Below are 14664 nucleotides of genomic sequence, written 5' to 3' on the forward strand. Positions count from 1 at the left end.
GATTATTCAGTGTAGTAATGCATGAGTATCTCTCTTACGAGTAGTCCAAATGCAATTCCAGGTATGACAAAAACCATTGGGAGCCAGACTGGTCCAAGAATTGTTCCGTACACTTTTATCTTTGCTGATAGCATAAGGCCTACAGTGACAAAATAGGCACAGCTTACAAATGGCAGGTAGGAAAAAGGCGCGCTTCCACCACCGGCATCCTTATATGCATCCCACATCGCAAAAAAGTACAGGCAAGGATAGAACATCAACCACAAATAGTTTGCCTCTTCAAAAGCCCGCTTGATTTCACCATTGAAACTATACATGATAACGGAGTTGAAGTTGGCTTGTACATTAATGAGGACCTCTAAAAAAATGAATACAATGCCCTTGATATACCGTTTGTTCAATAATTGGCCGAATCCTGGTAAGGCAATGCTCCATAACAACCTTTCCAAAGACTTATTCATCGTACAAACTCATTTTATTGTAATTCCAGAACCGTGCCTCAGAACAATCGAACTCCTGCGGATGTGAAATTGCTATTCTTTTTTGGGTAATAGGCAGGGATGTATTCATTGCTAATATTCCTCCAACCAACACTTAATCTACACTTATGCTAGCCTATATTTGAGTAAATTATGTTTATTTATGATATTAAAATGAAAAACGCAGAGAAAATCTCTACGTTTCATACATCACCCATTATTAACAAAGGTAAGCTGCACCTATTATCACTAGAAGAATGAACAAAATGATGAATAATGTGAAACCAGAGCCATGTTGATCGCATCTTCCGCCTTCTGCTTTACTCATTAAACGTATCTCCTTTCAAGCTAAGATACGATACTTTATGTTGCAAACACCCAGGATGTATGGGCGTATGCCCTAGAGATTGGAACTCTTTTCGGAGATTGTAATAGGACAGAACCCATAAAACATAAAAGTAAATAGCGATATTTAATTGCTAGTGCAAGGGAGGGAATACCGTGATTAAAAGGATAAATAAACTGCAGATCGAATTGCCGATGCCCAAAAGTCCAGATCCGAATGGAGCGGCAGCGGTGCAGGAGCTGCTTGGCGGGAAGTTCGGTGAGATGTCCACCCTGAATAACTACATGTTCCAATCTTTCAATTTTCGTAATAAGAAAAAGCTGAAACCATTTTATGATCTGGTTGCAAGCATTACAGCCGAGGAATTCGGACATGTAGAACTTGTGACAAATACAATAAATTTGATGCTGAAGGGTGTAACGTATCCTGCGAACCCGAATGCAGCCCCTTTGAGAAATACCAAAGACCTTCGAAACACCCACCACTATATCGTTAATGCACAAACAGGAATGCCGGCTGATTCCATGGGGAGAGCATGGACGGGGGATAATGTTTTTAACAGCGGTAATCTCGTTCTTGACCTGCTTCATAATTTCTTTCTGGAGTGTGGGGCAAGAACCCATAAGATGAGGGTGTATGAGATGACAGATAATCCTGTAGCAAGAGAGATGATCGGGTATCTCCTTGTAAGAGGAGGCGTTCATGTCGTCGCCTATGCAAAAGCATTGGAAATCGCGACAGGTGTTGACATAACGAAAATGGTTCCAATCCCTTCTTTAGAGAACAGGGCATTCGAAACAACAAGAAAATTTGAAGCAGAAGGAATTCATCGAAAGCTGTACACCTTTAGCGAAAATGATTACAAGGACGTCGCGCTCATTTGGAAAGGCAGTCATCCGGAGGACGGTGGTAAGCTTGAAGTAATTCAAGGCACCCCTCAAGGAGGCCCAATCCCTGATTTGGAAGATCTTCCTGAGGAGTTTGCACCTGGAATATCACCGGAAGATTTTATGGAAATTGCCAAAAGACTGCAGCGTTCAGCTGGAATATAAGAATTTATACTCCTGGGAAAATAGCCAGGGGTATTTTTTATCCATATTATGGTATTATAGGAAATTATATTAGCGTTATTTGTTGGAAAATTCATGCTAAGATAATTTTGTATTGATTAACAAATTGTGAGAATAGAGGAGAATTGTACATCATGAAAAAGAAAATCATGGCAGGAGCCCTTGTAACGACATTCTTGTTTTCCGGACAAGCTTTTGCTGCTGACTATACTGTTAAATCCGGAGATTCATTATCTGCTATTGCAAAAAGCCACGAGACTACATTGAACGGATTACTCAGTTTAAACCCAGGCATAAAAGATGCAAACCGAATCTATGTGGGTCAAAAAATTACGGTCCCGAACGGCTCTGCACCAGCTGCAAGCACACCGAGTCAGCCGGCACCGGTTACGACGAGTACATACACCATCAAAAGTGGTGATTCGCTATCCATAGTGGCACAACGCCACAAAGTAACCCTGCAGGCATTATTGAATGCCAATCCTTCAATCAAGGATGCCAATCGCATTTATGTAGGACAGGTTATTTCAATACCGGGTGCAGGACAAACTATACCTGTAAGTGGGGATACCGCTTGGCAGACCAAAGCGAATGCGATCATTGAAAGCGGGAAGAAATATTTAGGTGCCGGCTATCTGTATGGTGCATCGACTACAAGAACAGATGCATTTGACTGCTCCTCCTTCACTTTAAGAGTATTTCAGGAAAATGGGATCAGCCTGCCAAGAACATCTGCTCAGCAAGCGAATGTCGGGAAGGAAGTTCCGCTATCACAAGTGCGAAAAGGGGACTTGGTTTTCTTTGATACAGACGGAAATGGAACAATCAATCACGTTTCCATCGTTGTGGACGGAAGCACCATTCTGCATTCTGCCACTTCAACCGGAGTTGCCTATGCAACGATGAATACCTATTGGAAGCCACGGGCGGTGAAGGCAGTAAGAGTTTTCTAATTTACAAAAGATTTAAAATTTGTTTATTTTGGGTTAATAAAAAGGAAGTATAGTATGGTTATAAGGTTGTTCTTTAAAGCCTTGTTGCAACAAGGATAGGCTGCACCTTTTCCATGTCGTGAAATACTCCCCTTTTCATAATAGAAACCTAGCAGCCACAACTAATTAATCATGAAGGCGACCTTACCCAAATGCTGCCTTCGCAATAAAAGGAGATGTGTCGGACACATCTCCTTTTTGCATGGGTACTTTTCCTCCGCCACAAGTCGTAGATTCCATCCTTACTTAGCGGGAGGAAATAATGGTTGAAAGAACGAGTGTAAACCATCCTGCAGTACGTATTAATTAAATCCTGATCATTCTATAATTTGGTTATAACAAATCAAAGGGATGATGGAGGATGAAAACAATGCTGTCACTCATTTTCGGTAGTAAAAAGAACCAGGATGTTTTAAACAAGCATGCTTCAATAGATGAGAAAAGAAGAGAAATATTCGCTAAATTTTTTTATCTTAACAAATATTGAGCATGAAAAAAGAAGTCGCAGGCCCTGCGGCTTCTTTTTGTATAATGGTAATAGAAATTTTAATAAAAAAATGAGATTTTTTAAAAGCTCATCTCGTTATACATAATGAAAGTCAGATGTGAAGTGAGGTTAGAGGATGCAGGACGATTCCTATTATATAAAAGAAGTGCTTCGAGGGGATAAGCAGGCCTATTCCTTCCTGATAAACCGCTACAGTAACAAGCTTTATGCAGTCATTTTAAGAATGGTGAAAAATCCCGAGGATGCAAAAGACCTGGTACAGGAATGTTTGATCAAGGCCTATTCACAGCTTGAAAAGTATGAAAGCACAGGAAGCTTTGCAAGCTGGCTGTACCGTTTGTCCATTAATCATTGCATGGACCAGTTCCGGAAGAAGAGGTTTCAGCTAGTGGAGCTGCAGGAAGAATCTAATCAATCAAACCCGGCAGTTACACCTGAGAGCCAGTATTTGCAAAAAGAAAAATATGAACATTTGGATAAGCTGTTGGAGCTTTTACCACAGGAAGACAGAATGATTCTTCTATTGAAATACACGAGAGATCTAAGCTACGAGGAAATAAGTGAACTTATGGGGCAGCCCATCAGTACGGTGAGGAACAAAATTCACAGAGCAAAGAAAAAGATGAGAAAAGAGCTTATGCAGCAGAAAGGAGGGTATTTTCATGAAATGCTTTAATTTTGATACATTGGCAGCCTATTTTGACGGAATCCTGGATGAGACAGAATCCAAAATGGTTGAAAAGCATCTGGAGTTCTGCCCGGTGTGTCGGGAGGTGCTGGATGCTTTAAAAAGAGAGGATGCATTTTTACTAGAGGCCATTCAAGCACCGAAACTTCCGCATGATTTCGATCAACACGTCATGAAAGATTTAAAGCCCTATACAAATATAAAGAAAAAGCGGTCATGGAAATTTCAGTTTTTAACTGCTGCAAGTATTGTGTTGGCATTTGGACTAGGTGCGTCGATGTATCCGCAGCTGAACACTTTCTTTGGAGAAGGGTCAGTAGTCGGTGAACCAGGACAACAGAATGTTGAAAAAGCCTTATATAGTGTGGAAGACAATGGTGTGACTTTCAACATCACAGAAGTAAGCGCAAGCCCTGTCAAAATAGAAATTTTTTATGAAATAGAACCTACAGAGGAAATGCTGGAAAGATTCAGAGGTAATCTGCTAGATAATGAAATGAATAATGTTCTGGTGTCCAAAGACTATGAGCTTCCTTCCATTATCCTTAAATCAGAGAATGGTAAAGAAGTTCCTTTTGAAAACCTAGATTTTACGAGACCAGATAGTTGGAATGGTTCGATAATTTTATTTCCTCGTGACGCCCCCCCTAATCATTTAGCAGTTGACATTGAAATCAATGAAATAATGGCTGAAAAGGGAAATTGGTCATTTTCTATACCTATAGATATGACAGAATCCAAAAAAGAAACCACGATGCTTAAGTTAGATGATACGCTTGGAATAGAAGGTCTATATCAACTGCAGCTGCTTGAATGGATAAATGCACCAAATGCAAAAATGCTGACGCTCGAGTCAACATTTTCTGATGAGGAAATGGCTAGGGTTCAGAGTTCCATGAAGGGGCGTGAAGAATTCCACTTCTGGCTTGAGCCGATTTACAATGTAAAAACTGTAGCGGGAAGGGTATTGCTTTACAGTGGTGCCAGTGTCTCTTCCACCAACGGTAATCACTTTTTGATGGAAACGGAATTTAGTTTAACTGAAAGAGGGGAAAGGCCATCTGAAAATAATAAAGAAGGAGAAAAACATATTTTTGAGCTGAACGGATTTTCAGTAAAGGAACCAGTGGTTGCGCAATTTAACCTGGATATTGAACAGGGAACGCACATATTGGACAAAAAGGCGACTGATGAGTGGATCCTTACCGGCTATACAGCAAAACTGATTGATGGGATGCTGAAAGTGAAGGTAACTGGTAAAACCAGCATCGAACATGCAATAACGGTAGAGTGGGAGAGAACTGGGCAGGATGCTGAAACAAGTTATTCGTCGATAAATGATGAAGGAGGATTCGAATTGGAATTTGAAATGACAGGTGCTTCGGACAGTGTTCAATCAGTCAACCTTGATTTCCTTTCCATCGATAAAACCGTGTTGCTTCCTGAACCGATAAACGTCCCTTTGGATTAATGAAAAAGGCAGAAGTTAACCTTTGAAATTCAGGTTCGCTTCTGCCTTTTTGTAAATGTTCGCATAATTCAGTGAAAATAAGGAAGGGAATGGTATAATGGATTGAGAGATAAAAAAGTCACCGAGAACTATTTAAAAGGGTGGAAGATGGAATGATCGAGGAGACAGTGAAGGTTAAAAGTATTTTAGACGGCAACAAGGATGCCTATGATTCTATCATTGAACGATATAAAAACAGATTGTATGGCGTAACTCTCAGGATGGTAGGTTCCGAGGGCGAAGCGGAGAGATTGGTGGAAAACAGTTTTATTGCGGCCTATGAAAGGCTAGCCCAGTATGAAGAGAAGGAGTTCTTTTCCGATTGGCTTTACCGCCAGACACTCACACTTATCAAATCGGAGGTGGCTTCTTCCAGGAAAACCACCCCAGAGGACTATATCCAATTCTACAATCCTCGTTTTCTTGAGATAGAAGAAGCGATTGCAAATCTTGAGAGCAACAACCGCTTTGAATTCCTGCTTCACCATGCTCTTGCAGAAACACCTGAAAAGCTTGCAGTGTTCCTGGATGAACAGGTAGAGGACATCAAAGGGAGATATCAGCAATCACTTAAGGCTATAAGAGGAAGACTGCTGGAGTTTGATGCGGAGACTGGCAATGAAGAATGCCTTTCTTTCGAAGAGCTTATTCAATATTTTGATGAAGACCTTAAGGAAGAGGAAAAAGAAGAATTTGAGGACCATCTGGAGTTCTGCCCTTCCTGTCGAGAAGTCCTGATAAGCTTGAAAGCGGAGAAAAGAGGCTTGGAGGACGTCATCCATTCACCGAAACTGGAAGAGGATTTCAATAGGAGAGTACTGAACAAACTTACTCCATATGCAAAAAAAGTGCCAAAGCACCGCACCTGGAAATACCAGCTTGGTGTGATAGGGATCATGGCTGCAGTCTTCATGATTGGGGCTATCGTGGTACCTAACCTGAAGCCTTTGGCGAATAAAGTGGCCACGTACATAGAGTATGGCACCATCTACAACGTCTGGACGGAAGGTACGTATAAGGCAACAGATGAAGATGTGTCGTTTGAAGTGACAAGTGTGGATATCGATCCTTTACATATGGTGGTCTATTATGAGGCTAAAAGGAAAGATCAAATCATTCCTAATTTTATGGATTTTGATATATACGAGCTCAATGCAGTGGAGCTTATCGATGAAAAAGGAAAGAAATATCCGATTGAAGTGTCTCAGCCGTTAGGCAGCATGTTCTATACACCGCAGGGGAATGAAACAGACCAGGAAGAAGATGAGCGCCAATCATTTGTTATCAAGGCTGTAGAGGAGGATAAGCTGCCGGATAAGTTTGTCCTTAAATTCAATTTTAGCAGAATGCATGGCATTCCAGGCAATTGGGACTTAGAAGTACCCATTAGGTATGACAAAGTGGAGGATAATCTTAAAGTAGTGGAATTGAATGAAATTAAGGAGATTGATGGAAAGATAGAGGTAGAGTTCCTCAAGATGATCTATGGAAAGCATGGAAGCCGATTGACTTACCATGTTAGATTGAAGGAAGAAGAAAAGAGGCGGCTGGAAAACCTTTTGAAGGAAACAAAAGATGCTGATCCTGTTCTGGAACGCTATCAAAACGCCTACGCTGACATTCAATTGCTAAATCAGGAAGGTCAATATATGGTTCCACTCTACTTTCACTCTCAAATGATGGAATGGACACCAGGTGAATTGATCACCCAGGACTACTCCCTTTATCATTATGACTATGAAAAATATGAAAATCTCGGAAAAACATCGGCGAATGGCCCTTACTTCGCCGATGTCAGGAATATTCATTACAACGAGCCTTCATTTGTCTCACTTTCCCTCCCTTTGGAGGAAGCTGAAAATAAACCACTAAATATTGAACTGGAAGGGTTGACTCTGAAGGATTTGACTGTAAGGCATAAAGAGAATGGGGATGAAGACAAAAGCTATCAAATCCTAATAAATGCAGTTAAAAATAAGGGCAAAAGTGAAAAGCAATTCAATTGGAATGTAGTCGGAGAAAACGGGGAGTATCTGGAGTTGCATTATATGGGTAATCACATACCTCCAGACATAGAAGGAGAATTTGAGCTGTTTAATGCGGAGATATTCCCTAGAGGCATCCAGAACGAGATTGAAAAAGTCACTCTTAAGGCAGAAGGTGCCTATAATGTATACATGTTTGATGAAGGCGAATTAAGAATTCCGCTGTTTGAAGAGGAGTAGAAAACTGAAACAACCGGTTATCCTTTTAACCGGTTGTTCCGTTTTGTAAGGGATGAGGCATGGTTAATGGCATGAAAAAATTTGGAAACACTTCAAAGTTTACAGGTTGGATAAAATTATGTATATTATGTTTAAATGTTTAAACATTTAATTATACGAACGGAAAGGAAGATAAATAGATGAATAATCAAACAGTATTAATTACAGGTGCTTCAAATGGCATAGGTAAAGAGCTTGCGTACCATTTTGCGAAAGATAAGTATTCCTTGATTTTAGTAGCGAGAAGTGTGGATAAGTTGGAAATGCTGGCAGCAGAGCTTAGGGAGAAATACGCGGTCGAGGTGAAAGTGAAAGCTAAGGACATATCCAATGAGGATGCCATTCATCAATTGGCACAAGAGCTGAAGGACGAAAATGTAAAGGTAGATGTACTTGTAAACAATGCAGGATATGGATTATTTGGGGATTTCGTGACGACGGATGTAAAAGACGAACTCGGAATGATTGACTTGAATGTTCGAAGCCTTACACTTCTCTCCAAATTGTTTTTACCAGGGATGCTTGAGAGGGACCGTGGTGGCATTCTGAATGTGGCATCTGTTGCTGCTTTTATGCCCGGACCGTTTATGGCCGTATATTATGCGACGAAAGCATTTGTTCTCTCCTTTTCAGAAGCATTGGCAAATGAAGTGAAGGGAACGAATATTACAGTGTCTGCATTATGTCCGGGACCTACTGAAACAGGCTTTGGTGACAGGGCAGATCTAGGTAAATCCAAGCTGTTCGACGGATCCTTGTCATCTGCGGAAATTGTTGCGCAAGTGGCATACCGGGAGTTCAAAAAGGGAAAAGTTATTGTTGTGCCAGGGATGCAGAACAAATTCCTTACCAAACTGATCCGGTTCCTTCCAAGAGAAGCAGTAACCAATATTGTCCGGAGCGTGCAGGCAAAAAAATAGAAGATAATGTCCGAAGCTGCCAGTTTCTTGGTATACTATAGGCAAAGATGCAGGATGAAGGTGTTGGACTATGAATCAAAGTGCTATTCAAACTTTCCGGGATTGTATCCCTTTATTTCAGGTGCTAGCCGATGAAGCGAGACAGGATATCATCCTTCTGCTTGCTGAACAGGAATCACTTACCGTAAATGAAATCGCGGAGTCTTCCCGGTTATCAAGGCCGGCAATCTCCCACCATTTGAAAATATTAAGAGACAATAAGCTGGTTTCCATTGAACAGAAGGGGACACAGCGGATTTATTCCCTGACCCTCGATACCTCGGTCAACATGCTGAAAAAACTGATCGAGTTGGTGGAAAAGGAATGTTTATAAATTGTCTACTTGGAAAGAACCGCGATTTTAGATTGCGGTTCTTTTATTTTTCATATAACACCACCATCGATATTACTTCCTTATCTGAGTAATCAAATACGTTACACCGGATAAAGTAAGCGCTATAATAAAGTAGATACATATTTTGAAAGGACGTGTACATATGGAATTGAATCTTGAAGGTAAAACAGCACTTGTAATGGCATCGAGCCAAGGGTTGGGCAAAGCGATTGCCACAGTTTTTGTGAAAGAAGGGATGAATGTCGTACTTGCAAGCCGGAATGAAGAAAAACTGAATGAGGTTCAAACTGAACTCGAAAATCTGCAGGGCGGTAAGGTGAGGTATATCCGGACAGATATCACGCAACCTGATCAAATTAAACAAGCCGTGCAGCATACAGTTGATTCTTTTGGGCAATTGGACATCCTAATAAATAACGCTGGTGGTCCCCCTGCCGGTACGTTTGAGCAGATAACAGATGAGCAGTGGCAGCAATCTTTTGAATTGAACCTATTAAGCTATGTGAGAATGATTCGCGAGGCACTGCCACATCTGAAGAAAAATGGCGGGAAGATTATCAATATAGCGTCATCGTCTATCAAAGAGCCGATTCCGGGTTTGCTTTTATCCAATACGTTCCGGACAGGGATTGTCGGAATGACGAAAACGTTGGCTAGTGAGCTGGCGAAGGACCGTATCCTCATTAACACGGTGGCACCAGGCAGAATAGCTACGGACCGAGTTGCGTTTCTGGATGAAGTCAACGCGGAAAAACAAGGAATCACAAAGGGTGAAATGGAAGAGAAAATGAAAAATACAATTCCCCTTGGTCGATACGGGGAGCCGGAAGAGTTCGCAAAGGTCGTTACCTTCCTTGTATCTGATGCGAACAGCTATATGACCGGAAGCTCCTTCCTTGTGGATGGCGGGATGGTCAAATCGATCTAACGGTGAAGAGAAGGGAAAATAGAAATAGATGAAACATTTATTACTGCTTATAGTCATCGGTTTTGCGATTGGAATTGTTCTTGGGTTCATGAATATTGCCTTTAATTTCTGGATTTTTGTCGCACTTCTTGTTGTTGCATTCTTTGCTTTATCTTTTCAGGACATCCGATTCATGTTTCTTTCAAGAGATGTGGTAAGAATAGAAAAGTACCTGCAAAAGAAAAGGCATGAGCCATACTACGGCTTCATTTTGGAGCTCGCGAACGGAAATCTGCCTGAAGCGAAAAAGCAGCTGGAAGACCTTGAAAAGAAGTGGAAGGGTAAAAAGACTGCAATATTCCGGGCTCAGTATTATTTGCGTGCCGGAAATATCGTAAGGGCTAAAGAAGAGGTTGAATTAATCGACCAGCAGGATATGAAAAATTATGTCCTTGCCGCCATTGCCGCTATGGAAAAAGATGATGCAAAGGTGGAAGAGTTGAAAGGAAGTCTCAAAAAGGACTGGATGAATCATGTGATTGAAACAGAGAGAGCCAAGAATAAGAAAAATTTTGCTTTGGCAAAGGAAAACAAGGAACTGGCTCTAGCTTCTACAAAAGGACTGCAATATTTTATGATTCATAAAGAATATGAAAATCTATAACTTGACAGGAAAGCTTATTCAATTTTAAACTTAAACTAGTTGATAGTTATTAGAAAATTTTCAGTATTGAGGAAAATGCAGATGGTCTTAGCTATAGAACGCAGAATTGGAAAGTTTGCCGTGCTGCTCTCGATGAGTACGGAAAAGGATGAATTTATTTTTACTCTTCCGGAGCAATGGAGTACATGTTTAGGAAAAGTTGGCTCAATGGATTCCCAAAAGGTGGTAGCTGCTATAGAAACGGCAGCCAAAAGGGAAGGAATCATCAAATCCGATGGCTATAGGGAAACACATGCTCTCTACCATGCTATCATGGATGCCTTAAGCGGCGTAACACGCGGTCAGGTTCAGCTTGGTTCAGTGATGCGTACAGTTGGTCTTCGGTTTGCAGTGGTAAGGGGAAACCCGTATGAAGAGGTGGAAGAGGGCGACTGGATTGCAGTTGCGCTTTATGGGACAATTGGTGCTCCAGTGCGAGGATCGGAGCATGAGACAATTGGACTTGGCATCAATCACATTTAAATAGAAACTATGCCCATAGTTGCTGATTTATAGGGGGCTGTACTTTAATGAACGTTTAACGTTTGTTAAAGTGCGGCCCTCTTTTGTATTTTTATTGATTAGAGAGAGGAATGATTCATGTGATTATATTAAATGGGCAGTCGTTGACTTTGGAGAAAATGAAGGCGATTTTGTTTGATAAGGAGAAGGTGGCGCCTTGTAAGGAAGCGATGCAGCGGGTAGTCGGAAGCAGGGCGGCTGTGGAGAATATAGTGCTGGAAGGTCAAGTGGTGTACGGAATTACGACTGGATTTGGGAAATTCAGTGATGTGCTTATCCCGGTTGAAGAAACTGAAATATTGCAGAAGCATCTTATCCATTCCCATGCTTGCGGGGTTGGGGAAGCTTTTTCTGAAGTGATTGGAAGAGCGATGCTTGTCCTTCGTGCAAATGCATTATTGAAGGGCTTTTCGGGTGTAAGGCCAGTTATCATTGAACGCCTGCTGGAGTATGTAAATGAGGGAATCCATCCGGTCGTCCCTCAGCAAGGCTCTCTAGGGGCTAGTGGAGATCTGGCTCCCCTATCCCATCTTGCATTGACACTGCTAGGAGAAGGAGAAGTGTTTTATCATGGCGAAAAGGTTCATACGAGTGTTGTATTGGCTAAAAAAGGGATCGTACCCCTTGAGTTGAAGGCAAAAGAGGGTCTGGCACTCATTAATGGAACCCAGGCAATGACGGCTGTCGGGGTGGTGGCATATCTAGAGGCTGAGAAGCTTGCATTTCAGGCGGAGTCAATTGCCGCGCTGACATTCGAAGGTTTGGAAGGGATTGTCGATGCATTGGACGAAGATGTGCATCTTGTAAGGGGTTATCCGGAACAGGTGGAAGTGGCTGCAAGAATCAGAACCCTTTTACATGGGAGCAAGCTCGTAACAAGTCAGGGCCAAAAGCGTGTTCAGGATGCGTATTCACTAAGGTGCATCCCTCAGGTGCATGGGGCCTCATGGCAGGTCCTCGGCTATGTGAAGGAGAAGCTTGAGATTGAAATGAATGCAGCGACAGATAATCCTCTGATTTTTGGTGACGGTGAAAAAGTCATCTCAGGTGGAAACTTTCACGGACAGCCGATTGCATTCGCAATGGATTTCCTGAAACTAGGAATGGCGGAGCTTGCCAATATATCAGAGCGTCGGATAGAACGATTGGTAAATCCCCAATTGAACGACTTGCCGCCATTTCTTAGTGCCAAGCCGGGGCTTCAATCGGGAGCCATGATCATGCAGTATTGTGCTGCTTCCCTGGTGTCGGAGAACAAAACCTTGGCTCATCCGGCAAGTGTGGACTCCATTCCGTCATCGGCGAATCAGGAAGATCATGTAAGCATGGGTACCATTGGAGCAAGACACGCCCATCAGATCATAGCAAATGTCAGGAGAGTCCTGGCCATCGAATGGATGTGCGCCATGCAAGCTGTGGAATACCGAGGAGTTCACCTTGCTGCCCCACTCATGCAAAAATGGCACCAGGAAGGAAGAGGCATCGTACCAAGCATCATCGAAGACCGCATCTTCTCCAAGGACATCGAAGCCCTCACCGAATGGATGCAACATCGGGGGAGTGTACTGTGCGGAGCGTGAAATTCCTGCTGGGGTCTGGCCCCAACATAAAATTTTTTTTAGTACAGTAAATTTCAAAACCTTTTAAGGTGATATATACAAAATAACAATCTAGTAAACGGGAGGATGAAGAAGGATGGAAAAAGTAAATGTAATCAGAGCACCTCGTGGGAGTGAGTTGAATACGAAGGGTTGGGTGCAGGAGGCTGCGCTGCGGATGCTGATGAACAATTTGGATCCTGAGGTTGCAGAGATTCCGAGTGAGCTTGTGGTGTACGGAGGAATAGGGAAAGCAGCACGAAATTGGGAAAGTTTTGATGCGATAGTCGCCTCCTTGAAGGAATTGAAGAATGATGAAACGCTTCTTATCCAATCTGGTAAGCCTGTTGCAGTATTTCGCAGTCATGAAGATGCCCCGCGCGTACTTTTGGCCAATTCAAACCTGGTCCCTAAATGGGCAAATTGGGAGCACTTCCATGAGCTGGATAAGAAGGGCCTAATGATGTATGGGCAAATGACAGCCGGAAGCTGGATTTACATCGGGACACAGGGGATTCTCCAGGGTACCTATGAAACCTTTGCGGAAGCGGCAAAGCAACATTTCAACAATACGCTTAAAGGCACCATCACTGTTACTGCCGGACTTGGAGGAATGGGCGGGGCTCAGCCATTGGCAGTAACCATGAATGGCGGAGTATGTATTGCGATTGAGGTGGATGAACACCGCATCGACCGACGCATTGAAACGAGATATAGCGATGTGAAAATGACAAACCTGGATGAGGCAATCAAAAAAGCTGAAGAGTATAAGGCTGCAGGCAAGCCATTATCCATCGGGCTTTTAGGGAATGCGGCAGAAATCCTGCCACAGCTTGTTTCGAAGGGATTCACACCTGATCTTTTAACAGACCAGACATCTGCCCACGATCCGCTAAATGGCTATATCCCTGTTGGTATGACTTTGACAGAGGCGTGCTCGCTCAGAAGCTCCGAGTCTGAGAAACTGGTGAAGCTTGCGAAGGAAAGCATGGCCATTCATGTCAAGTCGATGCTTGAGCTTCAGGAAAAAGGTGCAATCACATTTGATTATGGGAATAACATCCGCCAGGTCGCTTTTGACGAGGGAGTGAAGGACGCCTTTGACTTCCCTGGGTTTGTGCCAGCCTTTATCCGTCCTCAATTCTGTGAAGGTAAAGGTCCGTTCCGCTGGGTGGCGCTTTCGGGAGACCCGGAGGACATCTATAAAACGGATGAAGTGATATTAAGGGAGTTTGCGGATAATGACCACCTATGCAACTGGATTAAAATGGCGCGGGAAAAGGTGGCATTCCAAGGGCTGCCTTCCCGTATCTGCTGGCTTGGATATGGAGAACGGGCCCGTTTCGGCAAAATCATCAACGAGATGGTAGCAAGTGGGGAACTGTCTGCACCGATTGTCATTGGACGCGATCATCTTGACTGCGGCTCAGTGGCATCGCCGAACCGGGAAACGGAAGCAATGCTCGATGGCAGTGATGCAGTGGCGGACTGGCCGATTTTAAACGCCCTTATCAATGGAGTGAATGGTGCGAGCTGGGTATCCGTCCATCACGGCGGAGGGGTCGGAATGGGATACTCCCTCCACGCAGGAATGGTAATAGTCGCCGATGGAACGGAAGCGGCCGCAAGAAGACTTGATCGAGTATTAACCTCCGATCCGGGGATGGGTGTAGTCCGTCATGCAGACGCTGGATATGAGCTTGCCAAAAAAGTGGCGAAAGAAAAAGGTGTTCACATACCAATGTTGAAGGAGAGTGAATAAA

General features: G+C 42.9%; 14 protein-coding genes. 12 read left to right on the forward strand and 2 right to left on the reverse strand.

Annotation, left to right across the window (positions count from 1 at the left end):
• Nucleotides 1-2 precede the first annotated feature (2 nt).
• A complete protein-coding gene (locus ACFVAD_RS03765) occupies nt 3-461 on the reverse strand; it encodes a hypothetical protein (RefSeq protein ID WP_386636249.1) in 459 nt (152 codons plus the stop codon).
• Nucleotides 462-699: 238 nt separating this feature from the next.
• Nucleotides 700-807 (reverse strand): YjcZ family sporulation protein, encoded by a 108-nt coding sequence (locus ACFVAD_RS03770; RefSeq protein WP_386636251.1) that lies wholly within the window; start codon nt 805-807, stop codon nt 700-702.
• Between the two features lie 173 nt (nt 808-980).
• On the opposite strand from ACFVAD_RS03770, the gene ACFVAD_RS03775 reads away from it, so the two are divergent.
• The 12 genes from ACFVAD_RS03775 to hutU all read left to right on the forward strand — a co-directional run bounded on the left by ACFVAD_RS03775 (nt 981) and on the right by hutU (nt 14663).
• Entirely contained in the window at nt 981-1877 is an 897-nt protein-coding gene (locus ACFVAD_RS03775) for a manganese catalase family protein (RefSeq protein WP_386636253.1), read from the forward strand.
• A 152-nt stretch (nt 1878-2029) separates the two neighbouring features.
• Nucleotides 2030-2848 (forward strand): C40 family peptidase, encoded by an 819-nt coding sequence (locus tag ACFVAD_RS03780; protein ID WP_386636255.1) that lies wholly within the window; start codon nt 2030-2032, stop codon nt 2846-2848.
• A 662-nt stretch (nt 2849-3510) separates the two neighbouring features.
• Nucleotides 3511-4071 (forward strand): RNA polymerase sigma factor, encoded by a 561-nt coding sequence (locus ACFVAD_RS03785; RefSeq protein WP_386636257.1) that lies wholly within the window; start codon nt 3511-3513, stop codon nt 4069-4071.
• A complete protein-coding gene (locus ACFVAD_RS03790; RefSeq protein ID WP_386636259.1) occupies nt 4058-5554 on the forward strand; it encodes a zf-HC2 domain-containing protein in 1497 nt (498 codons plus the stop codon). The genes ACFVAD_RS03785 and ACFVAD_RS03790 overlap by 14 nt, the downstream gene beginning before the upstream one ends.
• A gap of 152 nt (nt 5555-5706) precedes the next feature.
• Nucleotides 5707-7818: an RNA polymerase sigma factor gene (locus ACFVAD_RS03795; RefSeq protein ID WP_386636261.1), complete on the forward strand. Its 2112-nt coding sequence runs from the start codon at nt 5707-5709 to the stop codon at nt 7816-7818.
• 179 nt (nt 7819-7997) lie between these two features.
• Nucleotides 7998-8777: an SDR family NAD(P)-dependent oxidoreductase gene (locus tag ACFVAD_RS03800; protein ID WP_386636263.1), complete on the forward strand. Its 780-nt coding sequence runs from the start codon at nt 7998-8000 to the stop codon at nt 8775-8777.
• Between the two features lie 70 nt (nt 8778-8847).
• A complete protein-coding gene (locus ACFVAD_RS03805) occupies nt 8848-9150 on the forward strand; it encodes an ArsR/SmtB family transcription factor (protein WP_386636265.1) in 303 nt (100 codons plus the stop codon).
• Nucleotides 9151-9313: 163 nt separating this feature from the next.
• Nucleotides 9314-10099 (forward strand): SDR family oxidoreductase, encoded by a 786-nt coding sequence (locus ACFVAD_RS03810; protein WP_386636267.1) that lies wholly within the window; start codon nt 9314-9316, stop codon nt 10097-10099.
• Nucleotides 10100-10127: 28 nt separating this feature from the next.
• Complete coding sequence (locus ACFVAD_RS03815; protein ID WP_386636269.1) at nt 10128-10742, forward strand: hypothetical protein; 615 nt, start codon at nt 10128-10130, stop codon at nt 10740-10742.
• Between the two features lie 81 nt (nt 10743-10823).
• Nucleotides 10824-11264, forward strand: a complete 441-nt coding sequence (gene hutP / locus ACFVAD_RS03820; protein WP_386636271.1) for a histidine utilization transcription antiterminator HutP — start codon at nt 10824-10826, stop codon at nt 11262-11264.
• A 119-nt stretch (nt 11265-11383) separates the two neighbouring features.
• A complete protein-coding gene (hutH, locus tag ACFVAD_RS03825; protein ID WP_386636273.1) occupies nt 11384-12883 on the forward strand; it encodes a histidine ammonia-lyase in 1500 nt (499 codons plus the stop codon).
• Nucleotides 12884-12998: 115 nt separating this feature from the next.
• Nucleotides 12999-14663 (forward strand): urocanate hydratase, encoded by a 1665-nt coding sequence (gene hutU, locus ACFVAD_RS03830; protein ID WP_386636275.1) that lies wholly within the window; start codon nt 12999-13001, stop codon nt 14661-14663.
• The last annotated feature ends 1 nt before the right edge of the window (nt 14664 follow it).

Origin of the sequence: Sutcliffiella sp. NPDC057660 (assembly GCF_042800035.1) — a bacterium.
GTDB lineage: Bacteria > Bacillota > Bacilli > Bacillales > Bacillaceae_I > Sutcliffiella_A.

What these genes read in the sequence shown, in the direction of transcription:
- ACFVAD_RS03770 (WP_386636251.1), bottom strand. Translation starts at nt 807, where the DNA reads ATGAGTAAAGCAGAAGGCGGAAGATGCGATCAACATGGCTCTGGTTTC.
- ACFVAD_RS03780 (WP_386636255.1), top strand. Translation starts at nt 2,030, where the DNA reads ATGAAAAAGAAAATCATGGCAGGAGCCCTTGTAACGACATTCTTGTTT.
- ACFVAD_RS03765 (WP_386636249.1), bottom strand. Translation starts at nt 461, where the DNA reads ATGAATAAGTCTTTGGAAAGGTTGTTATGGAGCATTGCCTTACCAGGA.
- ACFVAD_RS03800 (WP_386636263.1), top strand. Translation starts at nt 7,998, where the DNA reads ATGAATAATCAAACAGTATTAATTACAGGTGCTTCAAATGGCATAGGT.
- ACFVAD_RS03810 (WP_386636267.1), top strand. Translation starts at nt 9,314, where the DNA reads ATGGAATTGAATCTTGAAGGTAAAACAGCACTTGTAATGGCATCGAGC.
- ACFVAD_RS03815 (WP_386636269.1), top strand. Translation starts at nt 10,128, where the DNA reads ATGAAACATTTATTACTGCTTATAGTCATCGGTTTTGCGATTGGAATT.
- hutU (WP_386636275.1), top strand. Translation starts at nt 12,999, where the DNA reads ATGGAAAAAGTAAATGTAATCAGAGCACCTCGTGGGAGTGAGTTGAAT.
- ACFVAD_RS03795 (WP_386636261.1), top strand. Translation starts at nt 5,707, where the DNA reads ATGATCGAGGAGACAGTGAAGGTTAAAAGTATTTTAGACGGCAACAAG.
- ACFVAD_RS03805 (WP_386636265.1), top strand. Translation starts at nt 8,848, where the DNA reads ATGAATCAAAGTGCTATTCAAACTTTCCGGGATTGTATCCCTTTATTT.
- ACFVAD_RS03785 (WP_386636257.1), top strand. Translation starts at nt 3,511, where the DNA reads ATGCAGGACGATTCCTATTATATAAAAGAAGTGCTTCGAGGGGATAAG.
- ACFVAD_RS03790 (WP_386636259.1), top strand. Translation starts at nt 4,058, where the DNA reads ATGAAATGCTTTAATTTTGATACATTGGCAGCCTATTTTGACGGAATC.
- hutP (WP_386636271.1), top strand. Translation starts at nt 10,824, where the DNA reads ATGGTCTTAGCTATAGAACGCAGAATTGGAAAGTTTGCCGTGCTGCTC.